At 63.3% G+C, this 13245-nt stretch carries 19 protein-coding genes; 10 read left to right on the forward strand and 9 right to left on the reverse strand.

Features of this window, described 5'->3' with window-relative positions; all coding sequences use genetic code 11:
* Positions 1 to 159 precede the first annotated feature (159 nt).
* Positions 160 to 729 (reverse strand): hypothetical protein, encoded by a 570-nt coding sequence (locus C448_RS10305; RefSeq protein ID WP_004054547.1) that lies wholly within the window; start codon positions 727 to 729, stop codon positions 160 to 162.
* Between the two features lie 147 nt (positions 730 to 876).
* Here C448_RS10305 and C448_RS10310 point away from each other — a divergent pair, with 147 nt between their 5' ends.
* The 3 genes from C448_RS10310 to C448_RS10320 all read left to right on the forward strand — a co-directional run bounded on the left by C448_RS10310 (position 877) and on the right by C448_RS10320 (position 3030).
* Complete coding sequence (locus C448_RS10310; RefSeq protein WP_004054548.1) at positions 877 to 1482, forward strand: GNAT family N-acetyltransferase; 606 nt, start codon at positions 877 to 879, stop codon at positions 1480 to 1482.
* 64 nt (positions 1483 to 1546) lie between these two features.
* Complete coding sequence (locus tag C448_RS10315) at positions 1547 to 1846, forward strand: Htur_1727 family rSAM-partnered candidate RiPP (protein WP_004054549.1); 300 nt, start codon at positions 1547 to 1549, stop codon at positions 1844 to 1846.
* Positions 1843 to 3030, forward strand: a complete 1188-nt coding sequence (locus C448_RS10320) for a TIGR04347 family pseudo-SAM/SPASM protein (protein WP_004054550.1) — start codon at positions 1843 to 1845, stop codon at positions 3028 to 3030. Before C448_RS10315 ends, C448_RS10320 begins: the two co-directional genes overlap by 4 nt.
* A gap of 82 nt (positions 3031 to 3112) precedes the next feature.
* Here the strand turns inward: C448_RS10320 and C448_RS10325 are convergent, their stop codons facing one another.
* The 3 genes from C448_RS10325 to C448_RS10335 form a co-directional block, all read right to left on the reverse strand.
* Positions 3113 to 3379, reverse strand: a complete 267-nt coding sequence (locus C448_RS10325; protein WP_239640571.1) for a glutamyl-tRNA reductase — start codon at positions 3377 to 3379, stop codon at positions 3113 to 3115.
* Positions 3380 to 3463: 84 nt separating this feature from the next.
* Entirely contained in the window at positions 3464 to 4567 is a 1104-nt protein-coding gene (locus C448_RS10330; RefSeq protein ID WP_004054552.1) for a TIGR04053 family radical SAM/SPASM domain-containing protein, read from the reverse strand.
* A gap of 3 nt (positions 4568 to 4570) precedes the next feature.
* A complete protein-coding gene (locus C448_RS10335; RefSeq protein WP_004054553.1) occupies positions 4571 to 4873 on the reverse strand; it encodes a CGCGG family putative rSAM-modified RiPP protein in 303 nt (100 codons plus the stop codon).
* A gap of 42 nt (positions 4874 to 4915) precedes the next feature.
* On the opposite strand from C448_RS10335, the gene C448_RS10340 reads away from it, so the two are divergent.
* Positions 4916 to 5299 (forward strand): DUF2249 domain-containing protein, encoded by a 384-nt coding sequence (locus C448_RS10340; protein ID WP_004054554.1) that lies wholly within the window; start codon positions 4916 to 4918, stop codon positions 5297 to 5299.
* Positions 5300 to 5354: 55 nt separating this feature from the next.
* Here the strand turns inward: C448_RS10340 and C448_RS10345 are convergent, their stop codons facing one another.
* Together C448_RS10345 and C448_RS10350 are read right to left on the reverse strand one after the other, a co-directional pair.
* A complete protein-coding gene (locus C448_RS10345) occupies positions 5355 to 5585 on the reverse strand; it encodes a DUF2249 domain-containing protein (protein ID WP_004054555.1) in 231 nt (76 codons plus the stop codon).
* A 53-nt stretch (positions 5586 to 5638) separates the two neighbouring features.
* Positions 5639 to 5872, reverse strand: a complete 234-nt coding sequence (locus tag C448_RS10350; protein ID WP_004054556.1) for a DUF2249 domain-containing protein — start codon at positions 5870 to 5872, stop codon at positions 5639 to 5641.
* Positions 5873 to 6002: 130 nt separating this feature from the next.
* Between C448_RS10350 and C448_RS10355 the strand changes: the two genes are divergently transcribed.
* From C448_RS10355 to C448_RS10370, 4 genes are all read left to right on the forward strand, one after another.
* Complete coding sequence (locus tag C448_RS10355) at positions 6003 to 6656, forward strand: helix-turn-helix domain-containing protein (protein WP_004054557.1); 654 nt, start codon at positions 6003 to 6005, stop codon at positions 6654 to 6656.
* A 143-nt stretch (positions 6657 to 6799) separates the two neighbouring features.
* Positions 6800 to 7171 carry a winged helix-turn-helix domain-containing protein gene (locus C448_RS10360; protein WP_049916252.1) on the forward strand — a complete coding sequence of 124 codons (372 nt, stop codon included), beginning with the start codon at positions 6800 to 6802 and terminating at the stop codon, positions 7169 to 7171.
* A complete protein-coding gene (locus C448_RS10365; protein WP_004054559.1) occupies positions 7168 to 7446 on the forward strand; it encodes a DUF7521 family protein in 279 nt (92 codons plus the stop codon). Before C448_RS10360 ends, C448_RS10365 begins: the two co-directional genes overlap by 4 nt.
* 194 nt (positions 7447 to 7640) lie before the next feature.
* A complete protein-coding gene (locus tag C448_RS10370; protein WP_004054560.1) occupies positions 7641 to 9941 on the forward strand; it encodes a nitric-oxide reductase large subunit in 2301 nt (766 codons plus the stop codon).
* A gap of 130 nt (positions 9942 to 10071) precedes the next feature.
* Here the strand turns inward: C448_RS10370 and C448_RS10375 are convergent, their stop codons facing one another.
* Complete coding sequence (locus C448_RS10375; protein ID WP_049916253.1) at positions 10072 to 10299, reverse strand: hypothetical protein; 228 nt, start codon at positions 10297 to 10299, stop codon at positions 10072 to 10074.
* A 258-nt stretch (positions 10300 to 10557) separates the two neighbouring features.
* Here C448_RS10375 and C448_RS10380 point away from each other — a divergent pair, with 258 nt between their 5' ends.
* Positions 10558 to 11145, forward strand: a complete 588-nt coding sequence (locus C448_RS10380) for a transcriptional regulator (RefSeq protein WP_004054562.1) — start codon at positions 10558 to 10560, stop codon at positions 11143 to 11145.
* A gap of 18 nt (positions 11146 to 11163) precedes the next feature.
* Here C448_RS10380 and C448_RS10385 read toward each other — a convergent pair whose 3' ends face one another.
* Positions 11164 to 11901, reverse strand: coding sequence for a beta-ketoacyl-ACP reductase (locus C448_RS10385; RefSeq protein WP_004054563.1), 738 nt, complete (start codon positions 11899 to 11901; stop codon positions 11164 to 11166).
* 89 nt (positions 11902 to 11990) lie between these two features.
* A complete protein-coding gene (locus C448_RS16480) occupies positions 11991 to 12254 on the reverse strand; it encodes a hypothetical protein (RefSeq protein ID WP_193363130.1) in 264 nt (87 codons plus the stop codon).
* 507 nt (positions 12255 to 12761) lie between these two features.
* On the opposite strand from C448_RS16480, the gene C448_RS10400 reads away from it, so the two are divergent.
* A partial coding sequence (locus C448_RS10400; RefSeq protein WP_049916254.1) for a hypothetical protein occupies positions 12762 to 13245 on the forward strand: 484 nt, incomplete at its 3' end.

The raw sequence follows: 13245 nt of genomic DNA on the forward strand, positions 1-13245 counted from the left end.
AGATGTGTATAAGAGACAGGTACTCGTGTTCGCCCCGCAGGAAACCGATTGATTCCAAAGAATCGCAGTCGATAGCCAGCGGCGACATCGAACCGGACACCGTCCAGGGTCCATGAAGACCGACGTTGCTTCCGGACGGTCGAACGCTCGTCGTCGATCTCAGAACGGTGGCTGTGCCCCGCCGACCGATCCCGGCTGACGTCTCGATCCGGCCGTCGCGCTTCCGCCCGCTTCGTCGATCCGCCCGGTGTCGCGATAGCGCGCGTCGAGTTCGTCGAGACGGTCGTTGATGGCCGTGCTCCGCTGATGCATCGGATGGACGCGAACGCGCACGCGATCGTACTCGTGGCGGTCGGTCAGGCCGTTCCACGCGCGAAACGAGCCGATGGTGAGCGTGTGGCTCTGCGGGCAGAACGGTGTCGTCGGGGTGAACTCCGCACGGAGCGTCGAAGGACCGTCGGCCTCCTTGGCGTAGCGGTAGCCCGCAGCCGGATGGCGATCGTCGAGATTGAGCCGTGCGAGGTTGTAGCCGAACGTCATGTCGTAGACGCCGCGCTCGTCGAACAGCCGTTTCGTGAGCCGGTGGAAGGCCGTGTGGCGGTCGTCGGTCAGAACGTCGTGACCGTCGAGAAACGGGCCAGGTCCCGGAAGGTTCTCCGGAACGAACTCGTGATAGCGATCGAAGAGGGTATCGTCCGCCCTGGAAAACGGCGATGGGAACTCGGGCATGGTCGTGTATCGAACCCGAGAAACGGTAACTGCTGTCCCGAACCCGTTCGCGGCCACCGGAATTTTCGACGGGATGAAAACGGAATCGACGACCGATGCGAAGATGTTCGCAACAGCGTATTCCGGTCGTTGTGACCGAGTACCAGTATGGCCGATCGCTCCGAGGCCGTAGGCGTCGCCTGCGATGGGTGGGACTACTCCGGCTGTGAGGGGACGAAATACTGTCCGCCACGCTGCCCACGGTTCGTCGATAACGACGGGACGGCACTGCTGGTCAGACCGTACGAGCCGGGCCATCGGGACGCACTGGTGCGGATGTACGGGGCGATCGATGCGGACAGCAGAACGCTCGGGCTGCCACCGGAGTCGCGTAACGGGATCGAGGACTGGCTCGACCACCTCACGTCGAACGGGTGGAATCTCGTCGCGCTCGCCGATGACGACGTGATCGGCCATATCGCGGCCGCACCGCTGGACGACGAGGAGCCACATATCGTCGTGTTCGTCCACCACGCTCACCAGAATCGGGGCATCGGCACCGAACTGATTCGACAGCTCATCGCCCACGCCGACGACAGGGATCACGGCGCGCTCGTACTGACCGTCGCCGCGGAGAACGAACGAGCCAGAACCGTCTACGACAACATCGGCTTCGACGTGAGCGATCGGCTGGCAACGGAGATCACGATGCGGCTCTCGATCGAAGAATCGATCGCGAAACGGGTTCGGCTCCCGCCGGCGGAGCGGCCGTGATCGCCAATCATCGCCGAACATCATCGGGAAAGGAACGTTTGCATCGTGGCTCGCGTGTGGAACCATGGCCGAGCAATCGAACTGGTCTCGCGTCGGTGAGCAGCCCCGTGATGCGGTCGATCGTGAATGGGAAGTTTTCGTTCGGAGTGAGACGACCGATCCACTGCAGCACGTCGGGAGCGTGTCCGCGCCCACGATCGAGGCTGCTCGGACGCAGGCAACGGCGCTGTTCGGCCGGTACGCGACCGATCTGTGGCTCTGTCCAGCGGCCGACGTGCGGCGATATTCCAGAACAACGATCGACGAACGGGCCGTGTCGATCGATCCCGCGAAAGAACGCGACGAGCGAGGCCATAGCGCATGATCTCGATCAGCAAACTCCTCTGTGGTCTCGACGCGGAGGGTGACGGCCTCCGCTACGACGCTGCCGGCGAATCCGCGAAACCACAGATCACCGACCACAAACAACGACGGCCGGTCGTCGTCTGGAACCTCACCAAACAGTGCAATCTCTCCTGCTCACACTGTTACGCGGCCGCCGACACCGAAACCGCCGACGGCGAACTCACTACCGAGGAGGGCAGGCGCGTGCTCGACGATCTCGCCGACTACGGCGTCCCGGTCGTGTTGTTCTCCGGTGGCGAACCGCTCGTCCGTGACGATCTGCCCGAACTGATCGAGTACGCGGACGCGAGCGGCATCCGTCCCGTGCTCTCGACGAACGGCACGCTCGTCACCCCTGATATCGCACGGGAGCTGCGCGAGGCGGGCCTGAAGTATGCGGGCATCTCGGTCGACGGATTGCCCGAACGGAACGACGCGTTCCGGGGACGGGACGGTGCGTTCGATGCGGCCGTTCGTGGGATCAGGGCGTGTCTCGACGCCGGCCTCAAGACCGGGCTCCGATACACGATCACCGAGCGGAACGCAGCGGATCTCCCCGCTGTCGTTGCACTCCTCCACGACGAGGGCGTCGATCGGTTCTGTTTCTACCATCTCGATTACGGTGGTCGCGGTGCGGGGATCGTCGACGCCGATCTTTCGCCGGAAGAGAAACGGGCTGCCGTGAAGCAGCTGTGTGACCTTACACGACGATATCACGACCACGACGACGAGATCGAGACGTTGCTCGTGGGCAACTACGCCGATGCCGCCTATCTCGTCGAATACGCGCGCGAGCATCTGAGTGAGGCCAGAGCCGAACGGATAGACGATTATCTCCGCCGAAACGGGGGCGATCCGACCGGCGAACGTGTCGCCGACATCGACTATCAGGGCAACGTCCATCTCACACAGTTCTGGCAGAACTACAGCCTCGGCAACGTCCGCGATCGCCCGTTCAGCGCTCTCTGGGACGACGAGTCGAACCCACTCCTGAGAGCGTTGCGCAGCCGAGAGCAGCGACTGTCAGGACGGTGTGCTGACTGTCAATATCAGAATATCTGTCGAGGAGCATCACGACTCCGGGCGCTTGCGGTGCACGACGATCCGTTCGCCCCCGACCCCCAGTGTTATCTCAGGGAGGACGAAATCGCGCCGACAGTGTGATTCCCCCCGCCTCTCTGACGGTATGACGATCAGGATACCGTCGAGAAACGCGGATTCGACGCCAGAGATCATCTCAGTATCGTCACTCGTTCGATAGCGTGTCCGGATCGAACAGCTCCAGCGCCGTCCGCACATCGGAGCGATCCGTCGACGACGCGTTTCGAAGCGACTGTGTCGGCGGAGCCAGCAACTCGTCGACGAGCGCGTCCGCCATGTCGACGACGATGGCCCGTTGGGCATCGGTGAGGGTTCCGTGCTGGTCCAGTTTCGTGAGGGCGGTCCGGAGCTCCCGCTGCTCGATCCGGTCCGCGTGGGCGTGCAGCCGCTCGATGGCGCGCTCTCGTGACACATTCGGATCGGCCGATCGCTGCGAAACGCGATTCGGACGATCACGACCACCGTTTTCGGTGCTCTGGGTCATCGATCACGCTCGTCAGGCAGTGAACTGCTGGTCGGGCGGTGCTTCGTCGTACTCGTCGGGTATGTACGCACAGAGCGGATCGCTCGCCAGTGGATCACCCGTGTACGCGTACGCTCGCGAACGACTCCCGCCGCAGACGTACCGGTACTCGCACGCGCCACATTTCCCCCGGAGTGCGTCGGGATCGCGGAGACGCCGGAACGATGCCGACTCGCGATAGACGTCGACGACGTCCTCGTGTTTGACGTTCCCCGCCGCCTGCGGCAGGAAGCCCGAGGGGTACAGCTCGCCAGTGTGGCTGACGAACGCGAACCCGTTCCCGGCGGTGATCCCCATTCGCCGGCCGATGCCGTCCGGGGCCGGCGATCGGGTCGCGTGGTCGGCGCGACCGCGTTCGATCGCGACCCGTCGGTAGTGGGGTGCCTCGGTCGTCTTGATCCCAAACGGTGCGTCGTCGCCGACGGTACACAGCCACTCCATGACCCGTTCCGCACAGTCGGGCGAGATCGGATCGAGAACGCGTCCCCGCCCGACCGGGACGAGGAAGAACACCGACCAGAGCACGGCACCGAGCTCCGCAACGCGATCCCGAATGGCCGGTAGTTCGGCGACGGTGTCCGCGCAGACGGTGGTGTTGATCTGTATCGGGACGCCGGCAGCACGGGCGTCGCGTGCTGCCCGCAGCGTTTGCTCGAAACTGCCCCGTTCCTGACGGAACTCGTCGTGAGCCGCGGCCGAGCCGCCATCGATGCTCAGCGCCATCCGGCGTAGGCCCGCGTCGGCCAGCGCCTGGATTCGGTCGGCGGTGAGCGACGTCGTCCCGCTCGGCGTGAGCGTCATCCGCAGCCCGTTGTCCGTCCCGTAGTCGACGAGCTCGACGGTGTCGTCGCGAGCCAGCGGATCGCCACCGGACAGCACGACGAGCTGTCCGTCGCCGAAAATACGGATGTCGTCCAGCAACTGCTTGCCCTCGGCCGTCGTGAGTTCGTCCGGATGTCGCTGGGGCTGCGCGTTCGCCCGACAATGTTTGCAGGCGAGGGCACACGCCTGCGTGACCTCCCAGATGAGGACGAACGGGCGCTGGCTGGTGTCGATCGCCCATGGGTCGGTCGCCATCGATCAGACGTGGACGCGGGTGACGTGGCCGCCACAGCCACACTGTTCGACGTAGCTCCATTCGATCTCGTCGCCGTATTCGTCGGCGAGCGCGTCGAAGAGATATTCCTGCGGATGGCCGTGGTCGCCGTGCGTGACGAGGTTGACGTGGTTGCCCGGGACCGTGTGTTCGATCGCGTCGAGCGCCTGCTCGACGACCAGCTCCCTGTCGTCGGCGTGGCGCGGTTTTTCGAGGTTCGCCGACCAGGAGTTGTCGTGCAGACGGTCGGTGATCGGTTCGGCATCGTTGTGGGACACGCTCGCCATATCCTGTCTTGGGCTCCGGAACGGGAAAGCAACCTCCCGAACGTGTTCGGCGTATCGGCAGCGGAGAACGCGATCTTCGAGGCGATCAGGCCTGACGACGATTGCGTGAACATCTTCGGGGAACTGTTCGAGGGTATCCGGTCCGTCGATTCACTCATGCCCGCCGTGGACGAGTACGTGACCGATACCGAAGCGCCGCCGGACCGAGCGAGGGAGACGATGGACGCCCGTGATCTCCCGCCGCCACAGCCGCTCCAGAACACCCTCGAACGACTCGTCGCAATGGACGACGAAACCGTGTTGGTGCAGGTGAACGACCGTGCTCCACAGCATCTGTACCCGAGACTCACCGACCGTGGCTACGAGTACGAGACGATCGAGGCGGATCCCGGCGTCGTCACCGTCATCTGGATGGCGGACCCCTGAATCGGTCGTGATTGCTCCGACGCGCAGATGCTGAAAACGGGCTGCGCCGGAGTGTCTACTTCTTCGGCAGCGTCGCGACGAACTCGTTCTCGCCACGCTCCTCGACTTCGTATCTCTCGGCGTCGAAGTCGGCGATTTCGGCCTGCATCTCGTAAAATAGCGGCTTCGGATCGTGGTCGTTGACCAGCGTCAGCGCCTCGCCGCTCTCCAGATTGCCGAACGCGTCGTGGACTTTCGGATGGCGTTTCGGGGCCGGGATATCACGGAGATCGAGTGTGTCCGACATGCACGTACTCGTATTTCTCGGGGACCCCAAACCGTTTTCCCGAAGGTGTTCGGTCAGGCCTTCGTGATCGACACGCGCCACTCGTCGCCGGCACGTTCGGTCTCGTGGGCGTAGCCCTGCCGTGCGAGAACGGCGTAGAGCGGTTCTGGCTCGAAGCTGTTGACGAGCACGAGCGTCTCGCCGCCGTCGAGTTCGTCGAGCGCCGCCATGATCTCGCCAAACGGTTCGCCGTCGATCGTTCGGACATCGAGCTCGCGCGTGCCGTCCGCCGTCGGTCCGGTTGGCATGGACGTTCTCAACTACCGATAGGAATAGCCGTTCCGCCGATGATGTTCGTTCCCACGCACGTCGTCCCGTGGTCGAACATATTCGGGAACACTGATTGGGGTCCGGGCCGAAGACGTTCCACTGTCGACGATGCCACGAGCCAATCTCACGCTCACGATCCCCGAACACATCTGGATCGGGGAGATATCGCGCACACACCCGGCAGCGACCGTTCGCATCCTCGCGGCGCTCGCCGGCGACGACGCCGGCGTCGGCCTCGCCGAGATCACGAGCGAGAACCTCCCCTCGATCCTGGACGACATCGCGGCGAGCGAATCCGTCGTCGAACTCGATATCCTCCGTCAGCAGAGCGATGAGGCACTGATCCAGTTCGAGACGACGACGCCGCTGTTGCTGTTCCCGATCCAGGACTCGGGCGTCCCGCTGGAGATGCCGTTCACCATCGAGGAGGGGGAAGCCATCTGGGAGGTCACCGCACCGCAGCGACGGCTCTCGGAGCTCGGCACGCAGTTCGAACAGTTCGGGATCCCGTTCACCGTCAACGAGATCCACCGCCACATCGAGCCGACACAGCTCCTCACCGACACGCAGCTCGAACTCGTCCGCGCGGCCATCGAAGAGGGCTACTACGATACGCCGCGACGCTGCTCGCTGACCGATCTCGCTGCGGAATCGGATTTGGCGAAATCGACGTGCAGCGAAACGCTCCATCGGGCCGAGGAGAAAATCATCAAACAGTTCGTCGAGAACCTCCCCGATTCGACGCCGGCGGAGCGACCATGAGATGGGATGGCCACGCGTCCACCGACGGTGGCGAGCAGCCGTCGGCGTGAGAGCACCGCTACCCACGACGAATGAGCACGTTCAAACCGCCCGTGACCGATCGACCGATCGAACACGAGACGATATCCAGATGGGGGACAAAGATGGGGCGTGATCCGTTCGCCGCCGACCATCCACAGCTACAGGTCGTCTTCGATGCCCTCGACGACCCCGAATGCCGCACCATCATCAAGCGGATGGAGGAGCCGATGACCGCCAAGGAGCTCTCGAAGGACTGTGACGTGCCGCTCTCGACGACCTACCGGAAGCTCGAACGGCTCGCCGACGCCTCGTTGATCGAGGAGCAAACCGAGGTCAGAGCCAGCGGTCGACACACGGCACGGTACGCACTCGATTTCGAGGCGATACATATCGATCTCGAAGAGGATCGATCGCTGGAACTGACGATCGAGCAGCCCGAACAGACGCCGGAGAAGCAGCTCTCGGAGCTCTGGGCGGAGGTACGAAAGAAATGAGCGCACTCGTCGCGACCGCAGTGACCGTTCTCAAGGTGTTGAGTCTCTCGCTCGGCGGGCTGATAACGTATTTCGCGTACAAGGCCTACCGGCGAACCGAATCACCTGCCCTTCGCGCACTCACGATCGGCTTCGCCGTGATCACGCTCGGCGCGTTCGTGGCCGGCATCGTCGACCAGATCGTCCCGGTCGACCAGAGCCACGCGCTCCTCGTCGAGAGCGCGTTCACCGCGGGCGGGTTCGCGATCATCCTGTATTCGCTCTACGTCGACTGAGTGTGAGCGCGCGGATGAGGGGAGAGGAGAAGATGGGGGAGGGTGGGGAACGAAGCGTATTGGACGACGATTCTGCCGTTTCGGATCGGTGGCGGATCCCACGAGCTTGCTGCTGGCGAACGTGTTCGGGAGATATCGGCGAATGAGAATCGTCCCGGCTCATATTGAAGTGGCCGTCGAAGCACCGACGTAGCATGGACGTCACCCGAAAGACGCTCGCGAAGATCCTCGTCGTGGTGTTCGTGGCCAACCTCGTCGTCATGGGCGCTGGCGCGCTCTACTCGTATCAGAACGCCCCGCCAATCCCACAGGAGGTGGTCGGCCCGGACGGCCAAACGATCGCCACCGACGAACGGATCCAGGCCGGCAAGGCCACGTTTCAGTCGAACGGCCTGATGAACCACGGGTCGATCCTCGGCAACGGAGCCTATTTCGGCGAGGATTTCACCGCCGATGCGCTCGATCTCAAGACCCAGTATATGCAGGAATACTACGCGAACGAGCGCCGCGGCCAGTCCTACCGCTCCCTGCCTGACGCCCGACAGGCGGCCATCGACAGCCGAGTGACGAACGAACTCGACACGGACTACGACGGCGGCCCGGTCGAATACTCCGCCGCCGAACTGTTCGCCCACCGGCAGATCCGCGAGGAGTACGTCGACCGCTACGCGAACGGTGCGCGCGAGCGCGGCGTGCCGGCCGGGATGATCGAAAACCCGGAGGATGCACGGCGGTTCGCCGACTTCGCGCTCTGGACCGCGTGGGTCTCCCACACCGACCGGCCCGGTGCGGACTACTCCTACACGAACAACTGGCCGTACAACCCCGTCGCAGGCAACGTGCCCGCCGGCCCGACGGTCGTCTGGAGCGCCGTCGCGATGGTGCTGCTCATCGCGGGCGCGGGCATCGGCGTCTGGCTCTACCACTCGATCGAACTCGCCGAACCCGAGATCGCCGGCATCGATATCCCCGACCCGCGCGAGGTCGATCTCCTGCCGAGCCAGCGCGCCGCGACGCGATATATCCCCATCGCCGCGTTGCTGTTCGTGGTGCAGGTGCTCTTCGGCGCGCTGCTCGCGCACTACTACGTCGAACGCGACGGCTTCTTCGGGCTCGGCGAACTCCTCGGGATCGACATCCTCCAGTGGCTCCCCTTCGCCATCTCGAAAACGTATCACCTCGACCTCGCCATCCTCTGGGTCGCCACGCTCTGGATCGGTGCCGGCCTCTTCCTGCCCGGCCTGCTCACCGGCCACGAACCCGATCACCAGCGCACGCTCGTCAACGTGCTGCTGGGCGCGCTCGTCGTCGTGGTCGTCGGCGGGTTCGTGGGCGTCTGGCTCGGCTTCAAGGGCGTTATCGGCACCGACAACCCGCTCTGGTGGATCCTCGGCAACGAAGGGCTGGAGTACGTCGAGGTCGGGCGGCTCTGGCAGTTCGGCTTGCTCCTCGGGTTCGTCCTCTGGACGATCCTGCTCTATCGCGGGTTCAAGCCCATGCTCGACCGCGAATCGCGCTACGGGCTCGCCCACATGATCATCTACGCCGGCGGTTCGATCGGCCTGCTGTTCGTCGCCGGCGTGCTCTACACGCCACAGACGAACATGGTGATGACGGAGTTCTGGCGCTGGTGGGTCGTCCACATGTGGGTCGAGGGCTCCTTCGAGTTCTTCATCGTCGCCGTCATCGGCATCACGCTCGTCTCGATGGGGCTCCTGGAGAAGCGCTCGGCGGAGAAGGCCGTCATGCTCCAGGCGCTGTTCGTGATGGGCTCGGGCGTCATCGGTGCCTCACACCACTACTGGTGGGTCGGCCTGCCCGACGTCTGGATCCCGTTCGGCTCGATCTTCTCGACGCTCGAACTCATCCCACTGATCCTCATCCTCTTCGAGGCACTCGGGCAGTATCGCGCACTCGCGACGAGCGACGAATCGTTCGCCTACCGATTGCCCTTCATGTTCATCATCGCCTCTGGCGCGTGGAACTTCCTCGGCGCTGGCGTGCTGGGATTCTTCATCAATCTCCCGATGATCAACTACTACGAGCACGGCACCTACATGACGGTGGCCCATGCCCACGCGGCGATGTTCGGGGCCTTTGGCTTCCTCGCGCTCGGGATGGCGGTGTATATGCTCCGGCTCACCGTCGATCCCGACCGGTGGAACGAGCGCCGGCTCCGGTGGGCGTTCTGGCTCTGGAACACCGGCCTCGCCATCATGGTGCTCATCTCGCTGTTGCCGATCGGCTTCCTCCAGCTCGAAACGGCGTTCACGCAGGGCTACGACGCCGCGCGCTCGCTGGCCTTCTACAACGGCGATCTCGTCCAACTGCTGTTCTGGGCGCGCTTCCCCGGCGACACGCTGTTGATCCTCGGGACGATCGTCTTCGCCTACGACGTGATCCGCAAGCGGTTCGTCCTGCGGGAGACGTCGACCCCCGACGAAACTCCCGGCGGAACGATCCCCGATCGGATTCTCGCCGAGGACGACGACTGAAACCGGGATAGTCCTCTTCCCCCCCCCCCTACCGAGTGGTCGTCGCGATCACGAGCGGTGAACGAGGGGTGGAAGGAGAATCGAGATTGTGAATGCTCACGGCATGTGATGAGTAGGATAAAACACGTCCCTAGATCCCATGCGTGCTGTTTTTGATGCCGAAGTGGGCGAACACGAACAGGCTCGCGAGGAGCCAGCATCCGATTATCGTTCCCGTAATCGCGTTCAAGATGATCTCCCCGGCGACAACAGTCGCTACAGCAGCCGCAACGCCAAGGATCGTGAGCCACTTGTAAAATCGCGCAAAGTTCCGTTTCGTCAGATATCGGTCTCTGGAGTCGGGCCCGTCGGTGGCCATGATACGCCCGAATGATAGCTGTGGGAACATGGTTCTGTGGGCGGTCGACCATTCGGGAGTCAATGTTGCTCCCGAACGGCCGTTCTCGTCGGATCGAAGTGCGTGAAGATCGGCGTTCGGAAGCACACTACAGCGAGTGGACGTTCGTGTTATGGATTCTCGACGGTTCCGTCCGACAGTATACATCGGCGCGTGAAACGAGAGTCATCGGCGGCGAACCGATCCGTCCCCGGTTCCGAAGCGGTCTCCAACTGATAGATGTCCTCGATAGCAAACGATACGACAGCAGTCGAGCTGACGGACGGCCAGATGGCAACGCTCCGGCTACTGATCGACTGCTACCGTGAACGCGACACCGCGGTCAAAGTGGGGACCGTGGTCGGGAGAGCCGAGCGAGATTCCACCACGGTTCGCAGTCAACTGCGGAACCTCAAAGCGCTGCAGCTCGTCAGGGGGATTTCGGGCCCCAAGGGAGGCTACAAGCCGACCGGGGACGCGTACGGAGTGCTCGATCGGCAGACGATGGACGACGTCGCGGCCGTCCCTCTCAGCCGGAACGGCGAACAGATCGAACACGTGAACGTCGAGGAGATCGATCTGTTCAGCGTCCGCCATCCGGAGCGCTGTCTCGCCGAGGTCCGTGTTCAGGGGCCAGTACGGGACGTTCGGGACGGCGATACCGTCACCGTCGGTCCAACGCCACAGTCGCACCTTACCATCGTGGGGCGGATCGACGACGTCGTCGATGGTGACGGTGTTCTGGTGATCGATGTCGAGAGAATGGACGCGCCTGCCGACGGTCGGGAGAAACGGTCCCGACCGACTGCGCGGGAGCGACGAGAGTGATCGCCGTTCGCTCGCCACTCACAGGTCCTTGCCGCCGTTGACGTCGATCACCTCGCCGGTGATGAACGACGACTTTTCGCTCGCGAGGAAGCCAACGACCTCGGCGACTTCCTCGACCGTACCGAGCCGTCCGAGCGGCGTGTCCTCCGTGATGTCCTCTTGCAACCGGTCGGGGACGCTATCGAGCATGCTGGTGGCGATGAAGCCAGGTGCGACGCAGTTGGCCGTCGAGCCCTCGTTCGCCAGCTCCAACGCCAGCGTCTTCGTGAACCCGAAGATCCCGCTTTTCGCCGTCGCGTAGTTGGCCTGCCCCATGTTGCCGCCCTTGCCGACGATGCTCGAAATGTTGATCAGGCGGCCCTCGTCGGCTGCTGCGATGTCGTCGTAGAACGCCTGCGTACTGTGAAAGGCTCCATCGAGATGGATGTCGAGGACGGTATCCCACTGCTCGTGGCTCATCTCCGAAAAGAGGACGTCCTGGTTGATCCCTGCGTTGTTGACCACCACGTCCGCCCTGCCGAACGCCTCCTGAGTCGCCTCCTGCATCGCCGTCACTTCCTCCCGATCGGTGACGTCCGCCTGGACCGCGATCGCGCGACCGGCGGTCGATTCGATCCGATCGACGACCTCGTTGGCGGCCGATTCCGACCGGCGGTAGTTGACCACCACGTTCGCGCCCTGCTTGCCGAAGCATTCGGCGATGCCGCGGCCGATCCCCCGTGACGAACCGGTCACCACACACGTCCGATCATCCATATGGTAGTATCAGCAACGCATTCGGTATGAAGATTGGGTCGGGACGGACACAAGCGTCCAGGTGATACCGACACGGTTCTCGCTGCCCGTCAGTCGGGCGAGACACCCGGTTCGAGCCATCGCTCCTCGCCACATCGTCTGCATCGCCAGACCATTCGCGGTGGGTGTGTGCGAGAGGACAGTCCAAACCGGTCCTCGATCGTCGTCCCCTCCGGCTGGAAGGAATGGTGATGCAGCCGGCAGATCGTTTCGGAGACGTCCGCACCGGGGAGTGAGAGTCGCCCGCGGAGCGATTCTGCACGAACCACGGTCAGTTCCAGAGCGATATAGAGCAACAGACAGATGACAGCCATACCGAGCGCCACCGTGTTCACCCCATCTCCGACGAGAAGGGCGATCACACCCACGAATCCAGCCAGAATTCCCACCGTCGTCTGGCCGATCGCTATGAGTGTGTAGTATGGGTCCGCTACCACGAGTCGAGGCGTGTTTTCCACGATCCGGAATCGGAAATGGCCTTTGTTCTTCATGTTTATGTCAGTTATGCGTGGTCAGTGTGATCGTGATCGTTCGTCGTCGAGAGCTGGGAAGCGGCCATCGCTGAGTGTATCGTTTGATCCCCTATCAGCGTAATAAATATAACTACAATCGTCGAGCACAGCGGCCACAGTCCGAACGGGACAGTCGATTCCATCGCAGCATCGATGCGACGGATGGTAATCATGCGGGCCATCCGCGTCGTTCTTTAAGTGGTTCTGGCGATAAGGTGAAGATACGAGAGAGACCCGTCGTGTTCTGGGTCGACGATCGTTCGACACGGACGCATCTTTCAACTCGCAGCAGCTACTACCGTCCGAACCATGCCCAACGGTGGAACCGCTCCACGGCCGACGTCCCAATCTGATCGGGAAGAGATCGGTCGGTTGAGTCGCCGTCCCGGCGATAGTACCGTCTCGCGTGCCGATCTCCAGCGCGACGAAACCACCCGCCGCTGGGGGCTGGTCACGCCCAGCGCGACACGCATTGGACGTCCAGAGTCGCCCGACGGCGATCTCAGTGAGAACGTCCGCCGCCTCCACGAAGAGCGCCACCCCGCGATGGAAGGCTACAGTCGACGTGCTCACCGGCTCGAAAAGCTTCGCCTCACCCACGCACTCTGTGGCAGCCTCGGGCTGACGCCGTGGCAACGTGACCGCGCCATCGGCACGATGATCGATCTCGATCTCACCGCTTTCGGCAGCCAGCGCGCCATCCCGAAGGTCGCACTCGTCGTGATCCGCCACGTCGTCGATCGCGAGCGCGAACACCATCTCGGACTCCACGACGAGGAGTGGATCGCCGAAC

The organism is Halococcus morrhuae DSM 1307 (assembly GCF_000336695.1).
Taxonomy (GTDB): domain Archaea; phylum Halobacteriota; class Halobacteria; order Halobacteriales; family Halococcaceae; genus Halococcus; species Halococcus morrhuae.